We start from the raw sequence: 15,447 nt of genomic DNA, 5'->3' as shown, positions 1-15,447 counted from the left end.
CAGGGGATAACCGACCGGCACGACGGGCCCGGAACGGCCAGCGGCCGTTCCCACCGACTATCCATCAGAGAGGGTAATACCATGCGTTTCCATCAAAAGCTGCTGGCTGCGGTCAGTTTCGGCGTACTGGCTTTCACCGCCAGCGTTGGCGCTTCGGCCTCGCCGGCCAATCCGCAAGTGGGCAGCGACTACCGTGTGCTGGAGCAGGCCCAGCCGACCGACTCCGGCAACAAGGTCGAAGTCACCGAATTCTTCTGGTTCGACTGCCCGCACTGCGCGGCCTGGGATCCGTCGCTGACGGCGTGGGTCAAGAAGCAGGGCGACAAGATCAGCTTCAAGAAGGTGCCGGTGGCCTTCCGTGACAGCTTCGTGCCGCAGCAGAAGCTCTACTACACGCTGGAAGCCATGGGCAAGGCCGATGAGCTGACCCCCAAGATCTTCCAGGCCATCCACGTGGAAAACCAGCGCATCAACACCGACAAGACCATCCTGGCCTACATCGAAAAGATCGGCCTGGACAAGCAGAAATTCCTCGACTTGTACAATTCCTTCGGCGTGCAGACCAAGGCCCGCCGCGCGGCGCAGCTGCAGGAAGCCTACAAGGTCGACGGCGTGCCCATGATCGCCATCGATGGCCGTTACGTGACCTCGCCGGCCGTGGTCGGCGTGGCCCTGGCCAACCAGCCGGAATCGATGCAGCAAGCCGCCGCCCTGCAGGTGATGGATCACCTGGTGGCCAAGGTCGCTGCCGAAAAGGCCGCTGGCAGCACTCCCGCCAAAAAGAAATAAGTTTCACAAGGTCCACACGGTCCGCGTCCGCAAGGCCGCGGACCGTTGTCATTTGGGCAGCAGAAATTACCTAAACCTTCATCTCACCTCAGGAGCAGGCATGGCCAACCCTCTCGTCGTTGCAGCCCAGGAACGCGTGTTCCTGACCGGCGCCTCCAGCGGTATCGGCATGGCCCTGGCGCAAACCTACGCCCGCCGTGGTGCCATCCTCGGGCTGGTCGCGCGCCGCACCACCGAACTGGAAGCCCTGCGCGCCAGCCTGCCGCATCCGGAACGGCATCGCGTCTATGCCCTTGACGTGACCGACCACGCGGCCCTGGCGGCTGCCGCCGAGGCCTTCCTTGCTGAATTCGGCGGGGCTGACGTAGTCATCGCCAACGCCGGCATCTCGCAAGGCACGCTGACCGAATACCAGGAAGACCTGCTGGCCTTCGAACGCATCCTGGCCGTCAACGTCACGGCCACCTTTGCCACCTTCACGCCCTTCGTGGCGCGCATGAAGGCCGCGCCGCCCGCGCAGCGCCATCGCTGCCGCCTGGTCGGCATCGGCAGCGTGGCCGGCATTCGCGGCCTGCCGGGGGCGGGGGCCTACAGCGCTTCCAAGTCGGCCGTCATCAGCTATTGCGAATCGTTGCGGGTGGAGCTGCGCTCCTCCGGCATCAAGGTCGTGACCATCGCACCGGGCTACATCGATACCCCGATGACCCGCGTCAATACCTATCCCATGCCCTTCCTGATGCCCGTGGAGCGCTTTGCCGAGCGCGCCGTCGAGAGCATTGCCGAGGGCGTGAGCTATCGCGTCATCCCGTGGCAGATGGGGGTGGTGGCCAAGCTGCTGCGGCTGCTGCCGAACTGGCTGTACGATATGGCCTTCGCCCGCGCGCCCCACAAGAAACGCAATCTGTAAATCTGGCGGCTGCGGCCGCCCCTGGAGTTTTTCATGAAGATCATTTTTGCCGGCACGCCGGAATTCGCCGCCGTCGCGCTCGAAGCGCTGTACGCTGCCGGTCACGAGATCACGCTGGTGCTGACCCAGCCCGACCGCCCCGCCGGACGCGGCATGCAGCTGCAGGCCTCACCCGTGAAGCAATGTGCGATCAAGCACGGCACGCCCGTGGCGCAGCCGGTTTCCTTGCGCCTGAACGGCAAGTATCCGGAAGTGGCGCAGGAAGCCCACGCCCTGCTGCAATCGACCCCGCATGACGTGATGGTGGTGGCCGCTTACGGCCTGATCCTGCCGCGCAGCGTGCTCGACATCCCGCGCCTGGGCTGCATCAACATCCACGGCTCGCTGCTGCCGCGCTGGCGCGGTGCGGCCCCCATCCATCGCGCCATCGAGGCCGGTGACGCCGAGACCGGCATCACCATCATGCAGATGGAAGAGGGCCTCGACACCGGCCCCATGATGCTCATCGAAAGCGTCCCCATCGCCGAGGACGACACCACCGGCAGCCTGCATGACAAGCTGGCCGCGCTGGGCGGCAAGATGATCGTGGAGGCGATCGCCAGGCTGGAGCAGGGCACGCTGCCGGCCACGCCGCAGCCGGAAGAGGGCGCCAATTACGCCGCCAAGATCGCCAAGGAAGAGGCCGCGCTCGACTTCACCCAGAGCGCCGAGCAGCTGGCCCGCCGCATCCGCGCCTTCAATCCCTTCCCTGGCGCAACGGGCCGTTTTGGCGACACCGTGGTCAAGCTGTGGCAGGCGCGTCCGGTCAAGGTGGCACAGCCTGGCGAACCGGGCCAGGTACTGTCGGCCGATGCCCAGGCCGGCATCGTGGTGGCTTGCGGTGAAGGCGCATTGCTGCTGACGGAACTGCAGAAGCCGGGCGGCAAGCGCCTGCCGGCGGCAGAATTCCTGAAGGGATTCCCACTGGAAGGCGGCCGCTTCGCCTGAGCGCCGGTACCCCATTCAGGCAGGCATGAGGACTTTGGTTCAGGCGCGAACCAAGTCCTCCCGTCCCGCCTGAATGCCTGCGCGAATCAACGCGCCTGTTCTCCCTCGAACTGCCTGAGCACCAGCGGCAGATGCCGCCAGAACAGTTCCTCGCCCAGATGCACGCGTGCCTGCCAGTCATCGGCCGCATCGTCATCGGCCCCGTCGGTGATGAACTTGAAGGCCCGCCACGGCAAGCCAAAGTGCCGGCACACGCGGGCGATGGCAAACAATTCCATATCCACCAGATCGACCTTCTGTTGCAGCAGCCAGTCATCGGCCGCCGTCACGAAGCTGTCGCCGGTGCCGCACAGTACGCCCGGATAGCCGGACTCCAGGCGCGCCGGCTGTTGCTCCTGGTTCATCAAGGGCGTCACCCCGCGCGGTGCCAGCGGCATGGCCGCCATGTCGCGCTGGATGACGGCCGCCACTTCGAGCAGCCCGTCGTGCCCCGGATCGATCTTGCCGGCCGTGCCGAAATTGATGAGCGCGCGCGGGCGATGGGCCAGGATGGCCTGGGTCGCATGCAGGGCGGCGTTGACCTTGCCTACGCCGCAATAGACCACTTGTACGCCCGCCGGGGCGGCGGCGGCATCGAGTTCACTTTCCAGGGCAGTCAGGATGAGGATGGGTGCGTGATCTGGCATGGGGTTCAATAGTTGATGGTTTGCACGAAGCGCCGCCCGCAAGCCCCGCCGGGAGGTGGGCGCAGGGCGCTTTGGCGTATAATCGGGTTCACATTTTGCCTGTCGAACCGGTCCTTTTCTGGCCGGTTTTTTTATCCGCAGCGCGGCTGTGCGCGGGGCAGGCTTCGCATTGTTACCGTTACCAGAGAAAAACGCCAGATGAAGCCGAACGAACTGTGCCAGACCGAATTGCTGCTGCGCGACCTGATGTCGCAGCGCATCCTCATCCTCGACGGTGCGATGGGCACCATGATCCAGCGCTACAAGCTGACCGAAGAGGATTATCGCGGCCAGCGTTTTGCCGACTTCAGCGTTCCCGGCAAGGACCTCTTCGTCAAGGGCAACAATGAACTGCTCTCGCTGACCCAGCCGCACATCATCCAGGAAATCCACGAGCAATACCTGGCCGCCGGTGCCGACCTGATCGAGACCAATACCTTCGGCGCCACCAGCGTGGCCCAGGACGACTACCACATGGCGCACCTGGTCTACGAGATGAACGTGGAATCGGCGCGCCTGGCGCGTGCGGCCTGCGACAAGTACTCGACCCCGGACAAACCACGCTTCGTGGCCGGCGCCCTCGGCCCCACGCCCAAGACCGCTTCCATCTCGCCGGACGTCAACGACCCGGCCGCACGCAACGTCAGCTTCGATCAACTGGTCGCGGCCTACCTGGAGCAGACCCGCGCGCTGGTCGAAGGCGGCGCCGACGTGCTGCTGGTGGAGACCATCTTCGATACGCTCAACTGCAAGGCGGCTTTGTTCGCCATTGATACTTTCTTCGAAGAGAGCGGCAAGCGCCTGCCCATCATGATCTCGGGCACCGTGACGGACGCGTCCGGACGCATCCTGTCGGGCCAGACCGTGACGGCCTTCTGGAACTCCATCCGCCACGCGCGCCCGCTGACGGTCGGCCTGAACTGCGCACTCGGTGCGGCACTGATGCGCCCCTATGCGGAAGAGCTGTCCAAGATCGCCGACACCTACGTCTGCATCTATCCCAATGCCGGCCTGCCCAATCCGATGAGCGATACCGGCTTTGATGAAACCCCGGATGTCACCTCGGCCCTGTTGAAGGAATTCGCCGAGAGCGGTTTCGTCAACGTCGCCGGTGGCTGCTGCGGCACCACGCCGCCGCACATCAAGGCCATTGCCGAGACGGTGGCTACCATCGCCCCGCGCAAGCTGCCCGAGCCCACGCACGAGATGCGCCTGTCGGGCCTGGAGCCCTTCACCATCAATGACCAGTCGCTCTACGTGAACGTCGGCGAGCGCACCAACGTCACCGGTTCCAAGGCCTTCGCCCGCCTGATCCTGAACGAACAATACGACGAAGCCCTGGCGGTGGCCCGCCAGCAGGTCGAGAACGGCGCGCAGATCATCGACATCAACATGGATGAGGCGATGCTCGATTCGGTCGCCGCCATGACGCGCTTCCTCAACCTGATCGCCTCCGAGCCCGACATCGCACGCGTGCCCATCATGATCGACTCCTCCAAGTGGGAAGTCATCGAAGCGGGCCTGAAGTGCGTGCAGGGCAAGTCCATCGTCAACTCCATCTCGATGAAGGAAGGCGAAGAGAAATTCCTGCGCGAAGCCAAGCTGTGCCGCCGCTATGGCGCGGCCGTCATCGTCATGGCCTTCGACGAAGTGGGCCAGGCCGATACCTTCGCCCGCAAGATCGAGATCTGCGAACGCGCCTATCGCCTGCTGGTGGACAAGCTGGACTTCCCGCCCGAAGACATCATCTTCGACCCCAACATCTTTGCGGTCGCAACCGGCATCGAGGAACACAACAACTACGCGGTCGACTTCATCGAAGCCACCCGCTGGATCCACCAGAACCTGCCCTACGCCAAGATCAGCGGCGGTGTCTCCAACGTGTCCTTCAGCTTCCGCGGCAACGACCCGGCGCGCGAAGCGATTCACACCGTTTTCCTGTATCACGCCATCAAGGCCGGCATGACCATGGGCATCGTCAATGCCGGCATGATCGGCGTCTATGACGACCTGCCGGCCGAGCTGCGCGAGCGCGTGGAAGACGTGGTCCTGAACCGCCGTGAAGACGCCACCGAGCGCATGATCGAATACGCCGCCACGCTCAAGGCCGGCGACAAGAAGGAAGAAGCCACCCTGGAATGGCGCAGCCTGCCGGTGGCCAAGCGCCTCTCGCATGCGCTGGTGCACGGCATCACGCAGTGGATCGTGGAAGACACCGAAGAGGTGCGCCAGCAGGTTGCCGCCGATGGCGGCCGTCCCATCCACGTGATCGAAGGTCCCCTGATGGATGGCATGAACGTGGTCGGTGACCTGTTCGGCCAGGGCAAGATGTTCCTGCCGCAGGTGGTCAAGTCGGCGCGCGTGATGAAGCAGGCCGTGGCGCACCTGATCCCCTTCATCGAGGAAGAGAAGCGCCAGCTCGAAATCGCCACCGGTGAAGTCGCCAAGCCCAAGGGCAAGATCGTCATTGCCACCGTCAAGGGCGACGTGCACGACATCGGCAAGAACATCGTCACCGTCGTCCTCCAGTGCAACAACTTCGAAGTGGTCAACATGGGCGTGATGGTGCCCTGCGCCGAGATCCTGGCCAAGGCCAAGGAAGAGAAGGCCGACATCATCGGCCTCTCCGGCCTCATCACCCCGTCGCTGGAAGAGATGGCGTATGTCGCCAAGGAAATGCAGCGCGACCCGTATTTCGCGGGTCTCAAGATGCCGCTGATGATCGGCGGCGCCACGACCTCGCGCGCCCACACGGCCGTCAAGATCGCCCCCAACTACGAAGGCCCGGTGGTCTACGTGCCGGACGCTTCGCGCGCCGTGTCGGTGGCGCAGTCGCTGCTGGCTGACGAGCAGAAGACGCAGTACGTCGCCGACCTCAACGCCGACTACGAACGCATCCGCGAACAGCACGCCAGCAAGAAGGCCGCGCCCATGCTGCCGCTGGCAGCAGCCCGCGCCAACAAGACCAAGCTGGACTTCGCGCCGGTCAAGCCCAAGTTTATCGGCCGCCGCCTGTTCAAGAATGTGGACCTGGGTTTGCTGGCCAACTACATCGACTGGGGTCCGTTCTTCCAGACCTGGGACCTGGCCGGTCCTTACCCTGCCATCCTCACCGATGAAGTCGTGGGCGAAGCGGCGACCAAGGTCTTCCAGGAAGCCCAGGCGATGCTGAAGAAGATCATCGATGGCCGCTGGCTCACCGCCAATGGCGTCATCTCGCTCTTGCCGGCCAACACCGTCAACGATGACGACATCGAGATCTACACCGACGACAGCCGCAGCCAGGTCGCCTTCACCTATTACGGCTTGCGCCAGCAGACCGAGAAGCCGGTGGTCGATGGCGTGGCGCGTCCCAACCAGTGCCTGTCGGACTTCATCGCGCCCAAGGCATCGGGCGTGCAGGATTACATCGGCATGTTTGCCGTGACCGCCGGCCTGGGGATCGAGAAATACGAAAAGCGCTTCGAGGATGCCCACGACGATTACTCCTCGATCATGCTCAAGGCCCTGGCCGACCGCCTGGCCGAAGCCTTTGCCGAATACCTGCATGAGCGCGTGCGCAAGGACCTGTGGGGCTATGCGGCCGATGAGAACCTGAGCAGCACCGATCTCATCAAGGAAAAATATCTCGGCATCCGTCCCGCCCCCGGCTATCCGGCTTGCCCGGAGCACACGGTGAAGGCTGAGGCTTTCCGCGTCATGCAGTGCGACGAAATCGGCATGCAGTTGACCGAGTCTTACGCCATGTTCCCCGGTGCCTCGGTGTCGGGCTTCTACTTCGCGCATCCGCAGTCGAAGTACTTCGTGGTCGGCAAGATCGGCGAAGACCAGGTCGTGGATATGGCAGAGCGCCGCCATGTGTCCAAGGAAGAAGTGGAGCGCTGGCTGGCGCCGAACCTGTAAATAATTGACGGGATCGCCGTCCGGCCCGGTGCCGGGCGGTTAGTTTCATTTCCGGACTTTTGCCGCTGGTTCTTGTATTCCGTCGCCTTCCTGCTATCATCCACGCCCGCCGTTCCGTAGCCCTGCTTTTGCCATGATCGATTCCGCTGACCACGTCACCCATGCACTGCCCGTGACCGTGGCCACGCGCCTGCACTTCACCGACGGCAAGACGCGCGCCATCTTCACGGTGGACCTGGTGCAGGATCTGCTGGGCGACTGGGTGCTCACCCAGGCCTGGGACGGCATCGAAGGCCGCAGCGCGGTGCGCCGGGTGGTGGTGGCCGGGCATGAGGAGGGTTTGCGGATGCTGCAGAAGATTGCGCGGCACAAGGAGCGACTGGGGTTTCGGCCGGTGCATCTTTATCACGTGGGCTAAGGCTGCCCGCCTTCCGCTCTCACCCGCGATCATTTCGATGGCGCAATTGCTTGCATCCCTTTGGATGACTGAGCCAACACGACGATATTGCCCAGCAACGCGATGCTGGTCCCTGCGATCAATGGCAGCGTCACGGCCACGCCCTCCCTGATGACCGACATGAAGATCGCCACCACCGGGACAAGAACGAAAGAAAATGATGCCCTGGCAGGGCCTGTGCGTTTGATCAGTTCGAAGTAGAGCAGGAAAGCGGCCACCGAGCCGGCCAGGACCAGGTAAGCCAGTCCTCCCAAATAAGACGCCGAGTACGCCGACACGATCGTCGCACCTTCCATCGAAGCGACCACCAGGCAGGTCGCGCCGCTGAACATGAGCCCCCAGCCAACGGTGGCGATACCCCAGATTCCATTGACCCGATTGCGCGCGCCGATGGCCGTTCCCGCTGCCGTCGAGAATGCCGCCATCAGGGCCCAGGCCAGACCGAGCATCAGTTCGTGCCGGAAGGACGGGTCAACGATCAGCGGTCCCATCCCGCCGCCGAAGACAATGAAGATGCCCAGTACGCCGAAGCCCATGCCGACCTTGTCGGTGGTCGTTGGTACGTCTCCCGTCAAGAGGCGAGAGAGAAGTGCCGTGATCATCGGCGAAATCGACAGTACCAAGGCCACCAGGCCGCTGGGGATGTGCAGAACCGCATTGTAAAAGGCCACGTAGGCCAGGCCGAACATGGCGATGCCCTGTACTGCCACCCATGCCACATGGCGGCGCTCAAGATGCAGGCGTTTCCCGCTTCCCCAGGCGATCAACAGCAAAATCACTCCTGCACCCAGCATGCGATGGCCGACCCCGACGATGGGGAGGACTTCCGCATTCTGCGACAGGACCATGGAGGAGCCGAGCCCGACGAGCAGGGCATTGACGAAAAGAAGTAAGGTAGTCATGCGTGCAGAATACGCTCACCGAAGGAGTGAATTTGGCTAAAATCATTGCTGCAAGATGTCGGATGTAGTGAAAAACACCAACCTTATAGTGGCTTTTGGGAGGCACATGACTCTGGATAAATTCAACATACAGATCCTGCGGGCGTTGCAAGAGAATGCGCACCTGACCATCCAGGAATTGTCCGAGCGCGTCGGGCTCTCGCCGACGCCCTGCGCGCGTCGGGTCAAGCAGATGGAAGAGGACGGGATCATCAAGCGATACGTGGCCCTGGTCGATGGTCCTAAAATCGGTCTCGGGCTGACCGCCTTCATTCACGTGCGATTGCGCACCCAAAGCAAGAAGGCGGTGGATGCTTTCGAGGCGGCGATCAGGAACATGTCGGAGATCATGACCTGCCATCTGGTCACGGGAAATTACGACTACCTGCTGATGCTGCGCGTTGAAAGTGTCGACGCTTGCCGCAAGTTCATCCGGGACAGGCTGATCATCATCGACAGCGTTGGCGAAACCGAGACCAGCATTTCGCTGGAAGAAACCAAACTGACGACGGCCCTTCCATTGCCTGGTCCTCACTGAGCGTCTTTTCTCTTTGTCAGCAAGTCGTCAGCAAATGAATGGCGAATCCCCTTAGAATCTGCCCAAAAATAACGATGGGGAATCCATGGGGGCGCTCTTTGCACTTCTCTTTCTTGTTCGTCCGAAGCGTGAGGGCCAAGGCGGTGATCTCCAGTCGATGAACCTGAAAACATTGAAGAGAGCGCCAATGACAAGAAGCACCATCGCCATCATCGCCGCGCTGCTTTGCGGTTGCGCATCCACCGTCAGGAACTACGGTCCGGATGAACACTTTTCCGAGTCGGAAGCACTGTCAGGCGCCAGCTCCACGGCCGAACAATGCGCGCGAACCAGTGACGCAGTATGGGTCACCGGGCCCGGCTTTCAGGAATGCATTCGCTATTTCCCCTCCAAGGATTTCCGCACCGGGGCGGTACGTAGCGCCATTGTCTTCATGGCGGGAGATGTGCTTTCCACCAAGGGCGTCAGTCCCACCTATCAGGCAGGCACTCCGCGCAAGCGCATGGAAAGGGCCGACCAGGAACAACGGCGAGGAGGTACTCCCTACCTGATACTGGCACGCCCGGGGACCGACGGCAGCAGCGGCAACCAGAATCTGAGGCGCACCCGATACGAGACCCTGGTGATGAACGCCGCCCTGGACAAGATCAAGGCGCAATATGGTATCGAAGACTTTGGCCTGGTCGGCCAGTCAGGCGGCGGTGGCCTGGTGGCTGCCTTGATCGCCGAGCGCCAGGACGTTTTGTGCGCCGTGTCCTCGTCAGGGGTGACCGCTGTCAAATACCGGGTGGCTGCCGCAGGACGGTTCAGTGACTACACCGGCAAGTCCGTAGCCGACATCTGGGATCCGGTTGAGCAGCTCGGGCGCGTGCATCCCAGGCCGGGCTTTCGCTTGTTCGTGACCAGCGACAGGGACGATAGCGATGTGAGCTTTGGATCACAGGAACACTATGTCCAGGCGGCCCTGAAAGCGGGCTTGCCGGTCACCCAGTTGATCGTGCGTGCCTCGGGGCCTGCGCATCACCAGACCTACAGCATCGGCAACCGGGTCGTTGAGGACTGCATGCTGGGGCTGCCTACCAGCTACATCGCGGGCACTTACAGCGGGATGGCCAACGACAATCCGAACATGGACGAGCTGGCCAGAAAAGCACGGGCGCAAAGTGCGCTGAGATGATCGTTCACGGACCAGGGCGACTCCGGTATCGTGTCTTGTGCGGCGCTCGCCAGTAGCTCCCATGACCCACCGAAGTCAATATCCGTGAAACAACCACAAGGGCCAGCATGCACGTCCAGACCTTACGCTATTTCATGATGGTCGCCACCACCGGCAGCTTCCTGGCGACGGCACGTCATTTTGAAGTGCCGGCCTCGTCGGTATCGCGTGCCATTTCCTCACTGGAGACGGAACTCGGCCAACAGCTTTTCTACCGCAGCACGCGCGCCGTGCGTCTTACCGAGCAGGGGCAGCGTTACTATGCCAACGTACGGCCGGCGGTAGAACTCCTGGATGCTGCATCGGACCAGTTCGAGGATACGAACAAGGGCATCCGCGGGCTGCTCAAGATCAACGCGCCCGATTCGCTGGGCCGACTGCATATCTCTCACCTCGTCAACCAGTTGCAAGACAAGTATCCGGATCTGCTGGTCGAACTGACGCTGACCAATACCTTCATCGATCCGGTGCTGGAGGGCGCCGACGTGACCATCCGCGTGGGCGGCCTGGTCGACTCCGGCTTGATCGGCAAGACCGTTTGTTCCCTGCACTACGTGCTGGCCGCAAGTCCGCAGTATCTGCAGGAGCGCGGCACGCCGCAAACGCCGGAGGATCTCCTGCAGCACAATTGCTTGCTCTACAAAGGCCTGCGGGAACCGCAGCGATGGCACTTCAGGCGCGCTTCCAACGAAGCATTCGAACCGCTGGTCGTGGGCGGCCCGTTACGCAGCAATAATTCCGAAGTGCTCATCAACGCTGCACTGGCCGGACGTGGCATCGTGCTGATGCCGACATGGCTTTATTCGCCGGCCAGTTTCACCGAAGGACGGCTGGTGGCGCTGCTTCAGGATTGGGAGATATCGGCCTATGCCGACCCGCACTACATCCAGATTCTCTCGCCGGAAAATCGGCTGCGCTCGCAAAAGGTTCGCGAGGTCTCCGCCTTCCTCGTCGATGCAATCGGATCGCCGCCCTATTGGGACCGCATGTTTCCCGCTGCTTAGTTCGGCTTTGCAACTATCGCAGGTTTCTTGATCTCTGCACCACCTTGCCGACCAGGGCGTCAGCGCCCTGCGTGCCGGCCACCGTCCACGTGCACGACTTCGCCGGTGATGAAACCTGCCTCCTCCAGAAACACAATGGCGTCGGCCACTTCGCTCGCTTCACCGATGCGGCCCAGCGGATGGAAGCGCCCCAGCATGGCGTGATCTTTCCCCGCCTGCATCGGCGTGCTGGTGGCTCCCGGTGCCACCGCATTGAAGCGAATGCGCTTTTCTGCATACTCGATCGCCAGGGCCCGCGTGGCCGCATTGAGTCCGCCTTTGGTCAGTGCAGCCAATCCTGAGTAAGCGCCTTTGATGCCGTTGTCGATGCTGCCGGTGACGGTAACGACATGGCCGCCGTCCTGCTTCTCGATTTCGGCCAGGGCCAGCTGGGTGATGTGGAAGAAACCGGCCATGTTGACGTTCATGATGGCGTTGTAGTCGTCCACGGTGTTTTCGATAAAGGGCTTGCCGATGTAGATGCCGGCGTTGTTGACCAGCGTATCGACACGGCCGAAGCGGGCGAGGGCTTCGGCAACCACGCGCTGTGCGGTGGCGCGCTCGCCGATGTCGCCGGCCACCGTCATGACGCCAGCGTCATCGGACGGCTTGATCGAGCGCGAGGTGGCCAGCACGCGATAGCCGAGCTTGCGATAGGCCTTGACGATTTCAGCGCCGATGCCTTGCGATGCGCCGGTCACGATGGCGACCTTTTGTGTTGTGTTCATGATCTGCCTTTCTGGGAATGAATGGAATACGACCGGCCAGTGGCGCGATGCTGGTGCGCGCCGTCAGTCAGGCCGGCTTTCAAACACATCCTTTACGACTGCCAGCGCTGTATAGGCACTTGACCAGCCTGAATAGAATGCAATGTGCGTGAGCAGCTCCGACAGCTCCGCCCGGCTCACGCAGTGATCCAGCGCTCGATTGACATAGAAGGCCAGCTGCGCTGTCTGGGCGGTGGCAATGACCGAGCAGATGGTAATGAGGCAACGGTCGCGCAGCGAGAGCTCCGGGCTGCGCCATACATCCTGAAACAGGACTTCGCTGGTGAGCTGCACCAGGCCGGGCGCAACCTGTCCGAACTTGTGCATGGCCGCAGCATGGCGCCGCTGTTCGAGCTGTTCATCGACCGGATGCGGTCCGGCATCGATGGACGCAAACGGCGTTGCAACCATGCCGCGCCGATGGAAGACCGCGCGCACCACATCGACTGCCGCCATCGCATTGGCCCAGCCGGAATAGAAGGCCAGATGCACCACCATGGCCGAGATTTCACCAGGGGTCACACCGTGATCGAGCGCAACGTTGAGGTAGAACGGCATGTCTGCGCTCTGGTTGCGCGCGATCAGGACCGCGAGGGTGATGACGCTGCGGTCACGTACCGAGAGATGCGGACGCTTCCACAGATCGCCCAGCAGGACCTCATTCGTATATCGTTCGAACGAAGGCGAGACATCCTGTGCGCCGGGCAGCGCAGCTGCGTTCGACAGCAAGCTTGCGTGATCCATGATGGTCAGACTGCCGGGACCAGGCGCATCGCTGGGAAGCCCAGCTTGGCGGCGAAGATCTCCTGGATCAGGACCGCATCGGGCAGCGGACGCCACGCCACCTCGATATGATCGATGAGGCCATTCTCATCGAGGTGGAGATGCTCGTTGCCCTTGACGGTGATTCCCTTGCACGTGAAGATGAAGAACACGGCGACATCGCGCTCCGAGGCGAAGCTCAGGTTGACTTCAAGCGTGTCGATGGTCGCCAGGAAGCCGCTCAGGATCTGTACCACGGCTTGCTTGCCCAGCGTGGGTTCGGGGAAGATCGGTCCGTGCAGGACGATGTCGTCGGACAGGTGCGCAATGATTCCCTGCGCATCCTTGTTGGCCAAGGCCTTGAAATAATCGGTGACGTGTGCGGTGTTCATTTGACGGATTCCTTTTTGAAAAACGGGGCATGTCGGTGGCGATGAAAACGCTCCGGCAGCGCCATGGTGTGATATCGGGCCACGCGCCTGACGCGGGCCCTTGAAGCGGAGGGGCGCTTAGCGGCCGGCGTGCTGGCCGCCGTCCACGTGGATGATTTCACCCGTAATGAATTCGGCGGTTTCCAGGAAGGTGATGGCGCTGGCTACTTCGCTGGCTTCGCCAATGCGGCCCAGCGGATGGTATTTGCCGAAGAACTGGAGATTTTCTTCTGCATGCATCGGCGTCCTGATGACGCCGGGTGCAACGGCGTTGAAGCGGATGCGCTTTTCCGCATACTCGATGGCCAGTGCGCGGGTGGCCGCGTTGAGTCCGCCCTTGGTCAGCCCGGCCAATCCGGTATAGACGCCGCCGCTCATGCCATTGTCGATGCTGCCGGTGACGGTGACGACATGGCCGCCGTCCTGCTTCTCGATCTCGGCCAGGGCCAGCTGGGTGATGTGGAAGAAGCCGGCCATGTTCACGTTCATGATGGCGTTGTAGTCTTCCACGGTATTTTCGGTAAAGGGTTTGCCGATGTAGATGCCGGCGTTGTTGACCAGCGTATCGACACGGCCGAAGCGGGCGAGGGCTTCGGCAACCACGCGCTGTGCGGTGGTGCGGTCGCCGATGTCGCCGGCCACGGTGACGACGTCGGCGTCATCGGACGGCTTGATGGAACGCGAAGTGGCCAGCACGCGATAACCGAGCTGGCGATAGGCCTTGACGATTTCGGCGCCGATGCCTTGCGATGCGCCGGTGACGATGGCGACTTTTTTTGCTGTACTCATGATTGGCCTCTGGAGGAAATGTTGGGATTGAGTCGAACTCGACAGGGAAAATGATAGGAGCGCACCTTCCCGACAACAATCCGCCAGCACGGCAATTCATTTTTGCGAAAACAGCATTTGAGGCCAGCGCCAGCATGCTTGCCACGATGGCCACCCAGCGGCCATCGTGGCTTTTGCTGCTGCGCCGTTGATTACATGGTCAGCACAATTTTCCCGACATTGAGGCCATCCTCCATGCGCTTCTGGGCTTGGCCGGCCTCTGCGAGCGGGAATACGCTGTCGATCACCGGAGCCAGGCCATCGGCACCGAATTGCGACAGCCAGCGTTCCCTGAAGCGGCGGGACATGGCGTGTTTGACGTCCTGGGAGCGCGACTTCATGACCGTGCCCATGATCTGCAGGTGGCGATACAGCAATCGGTCCAGGGGTATCCTGGCATTCTCGATGCCGCCCATGATGCCGATCTGCACCAGGCGCCCGCCGAAGGCCAGCGAATTCACGTTGCGCTCGAAATAGGGTGCGCCGATGAAGTCGAGGATGAGGTTCACGCCGCGGTCCCCGGTCAGCCTGGCGACCGCTTCGGCAAAATCTTCCTTTTCGTAGTCGATGGCATGGTCTGCGCCCATCTTGCGAACCAGCGCATGCGCACGCGACTGCGCGGTGGTAATGACGGTCGCGCCAACGGCATGCGCGAGCTGCACAGCGGCGCCACCCACGCCGCCGGCTCCGGCATGCACCAGCACTGTCTCCCCCGGCTCCAGCTTGCCCAGGTGGATGAGCGCCTCGTGTGCGGTGACGAACACCTCGGTGATGGCGGCCGCCTGGATGTAGTCCAATCCCTCAGGCACCGGCATGGCCATCCGATAATCGATGCGCGCCATCTCGGCGTAGGCGCCGCCGCCCACGATGCCCATGACACGGTCACCGATCTTGTAACCCTGCACGTCAGTACCGACGGCGATGACTTCACCCGCGATCTCCAGGCCCATGATGCTGGAGTCACCGAAGTCCGGCCGGCCGTAGCCGCCGCGACGATGGGTCAGGTCGGCGCGATTGACGCCGGCTGCATGCGTGCGCACCAGCAGATCGGCAGGGCGGATCTCGGGCGTCATGAAGTCGCCCATCCTGAGTACCTCGGGTCCACCAAATTCGTCAAAGGTAATGGCTTTCATTTTGTTTCTCTCATGTTGAA

General features: G+C 62.3%; 15 protein-coding genes. 8 read left to right on the top strand and 7 right to left on the bottom strand.

Annotated elements, in window-relative coordinates:
• The first annotated feature begins 81 nt into the window (after positions 1-81).
• From ACLRDN_RS22615 to fmt, 3 genes are all read left to right on the top strand, one after another.
• Entirely contained in the window at positions 82-789 is a 708-nt protein-coding gene (locus tag ACLRDN_RS22615; RefSeq protein WP_121040732.1) for a thiol:disulfide interchange protein DsbA/DsbL, read from the top strand.
• Between the two features lie 100 nt (positions 790-889).
• Entirely contained in the window at positions 890-1,696 is an 807-nt protein-coding gene (locus tag ACLRDN_RS22610) for an SDR family oxidoreductase (protein WP_413458094.1), read from the top strand.
• 33 nt (positions 1,697-1,729) lie between these two features.
• Entirely contained in the window at positions 1,730-2,683 is a 954-nt protein-coding gene (gene fmt / locus ACLRDN_RS22605) for a methionyl-tRNA formyltransferase (RefSeq protein ID WP_413458093.1), read from the top strand.
• An 86-nt stretch (positions 2,684-2,769) separates the two neighbouring features.
• Here fmt and ACLRDN_RS22600 read toward each other — a convergent pair whose 3' ends face one another.
• Positions 2,770-3,369 (bottom strand): 5'-methylthioadenosine nucleosidase, encoded by a 600-nt coding sequence (locus tag ACLRDN_RS22600; RefSeq protein ID WP_413458092.1) that lies wholly within the window; start codon positions 3,367-3,369, stop codon positions 2,770-2,772.
• Positions 3,370-3,567: 198 nt separating this feature from the next.
• Here ACLRDN_RS22600 and metH point away from each other — a divergent pair, with 198 nt between their 5' ends.
• Positions 3,568-7,311: a methionine synthase gene (metH, locus tag ACLRDN_RS22595; RefSeq protein ID WP_413458091.1), complete on the top strand. Its 3,744-nt coding sequence runs from the start codon at positions 3,568-3,570 to the stop codon at positions 7,309-7,311.
• Positions 7,312-7,444: 133 nt separating this feature from the next.
• Positions 7,445-7,729, top strand: coding sequence for a WGR domain-containing protein (locus tag ACLRDN_RS22590; RefSeq protein ID WP_034336458.1), 285 nt, complete (start codon positions 7,445-7,447; stop codon positions 7,727-7,729).
• Between the two features lie 29 nt (positions 7,730-7,758).
• Here the strand turns inward: ACLRDN_RS22590 and ACLRDN_RS22585 are convergent, their stop codons facing one another.
• Entirely contained in the window at positions 7,759-8,670 is a 912-nt protein-coding gene (locus ACLRDN_RS22585; protein ID WP_413458090.1) for a DMT family transporter, read from the bottom strand.
• 106 nt (positions 8,671-8,776) lie between these two features.
• Here ACLRDN_RS22585 and ACLRDN_RS22580 point away from each other — a divergent pair, with 106 nt between their 5' ends.
• The 3 genes from ACLRDN_RS22580 (at position 8,777) to ACLRDN_RS22570 (ending at position 11,467) form a co-directional block, all read left to right on the top strand.
• Positions 8,777-9,247, top strand: a complete 471-nt coding sequence (locus ACLRDN_RS22580) for an Lrp/AsnC family transcriptional regulator (protein WP_413458089.1) — start codon at positions 8,777-8,779, stop codon at positions 9,245-9,247.
• Positions 9,248-9,332: 85 nt separating this feature from the next.
• Positions 9,333-10,424, top strand: a complete 1,092-nt coding sequence (locus ACLRDN_RS22575; RefSeq protein ID WP_413458088.1) for an alpha/beta fold hydrolase — start codon at positions 9,333-9,335, stop codon at positions 10,422-10,424.
• 107 nt (positions 10,425-10,531) lie between these two features.
• Positions 10,532-11,467 carry a LysR substrate-binding domain-containing protein gene (locus tag ACLRDN_RS22570; protein ID WP_413458087.1) on the top strand — a complete coding sequence of 312 codons (936 nt, stop codon included), beginning with the start codon at positions 10,532-10,534 and terminating at the stop codon, positions 11,465-11,467.
• A gap of 59 nt (positions 11,468-11,526) precedes the next feature.
• Here the strand turns inward: ACLRDN_RS22570 and ACLRDN_RS22565 are convergent, their stop codons facing one another.
• The 5 genes from ACLRDN_RS22565 to ACLRDN_RS22545 all read right to left on the bottom strand — a co-directional run bounded on the left by ACLRDN_RS22565 (position 11,527) and on the right by ACLRDN_RS22545 (position 15,427).
• Positions 11,527-12,234, bottom strand: a complete 708-nt coding sequence (locus tag ACLRDN_RS22565) for an SDR family NAD(P)-dependent oxidoreductase (protein WP_413458086.1) — start codon at positions 12,232-12,234, stop codon at positions 11,527-11,529.
• A gap of 63 nt (positions 12,235-12,297) precedes the next feature.
• Positions 12,298-13,017 carry a carboxymuconolactone decarboxylase family protein gene (locus tag ACLRDN_RS22560; RefSeq protein ID WP_413458085.1) on the bottom strand — a complete coding sequence of 240 codons (720 nt, stop codon included), beginning with the start codon at positions 13,015-13,017 and terminating at the stop codon, positions 12,298-12,300.
• A gap of 5 nt (positions 13,018-13,022) precedes the next feature.
• Positions 13,023-13,427, bottom strand: a complete 405-nt coding sequence (locus ACLRDN_RS22555; protein ID WP_413458084.1) for a nuclear transport factor 2 family protein — start codon at positions 13,425-13,427, stop codon at positions 13,023-13,025.
• A gap of 117 nt (positions 13,428-13,544) precedes the next feature.
• Entirely contained in the window at positions 13,545-14,255 is a 711-nt protein-coding gene (locus ACLRDN_RS22550; RefSeq protein WP_413458083.1) for an SDR family NAD(P)-dependent oxidoreductase, read from the bottom strand.
• Between the two features lie 191 nt (positions 14,256-14,446).
• The gene (locus ACLRDN_RS22545) at positions 14,447-15,427 is read right to left on the bottom strand and encodes an NAD(P)H-quinone oxidoreductase (RefSeq protein ID WP_413458082.1); all 981 of its coding nucleotides are present in this window, start codon (positions 15,425-15,427) and stop codon (positions 14,447-14,449) included.
• Between the last annotated feature and the right edge of the window lie 20 nt (positions 15,428-15,447).

The organism is Herbaspirillum huttiense (genome assembly GCF_047300815.1).
Classification (GTDB): domain Bacteria; phylum Pseudomonadota; class Gammaproteobacteria; order Burkholderiales; family Burkholderiaceae_D; genus Herbaspirillum; species Herbaspirillum huttiense_A.
Note: the sequence above shows the minus strand (reverse complement) of the source record. Positions and strands in the feature narration are given on the sequence as shown.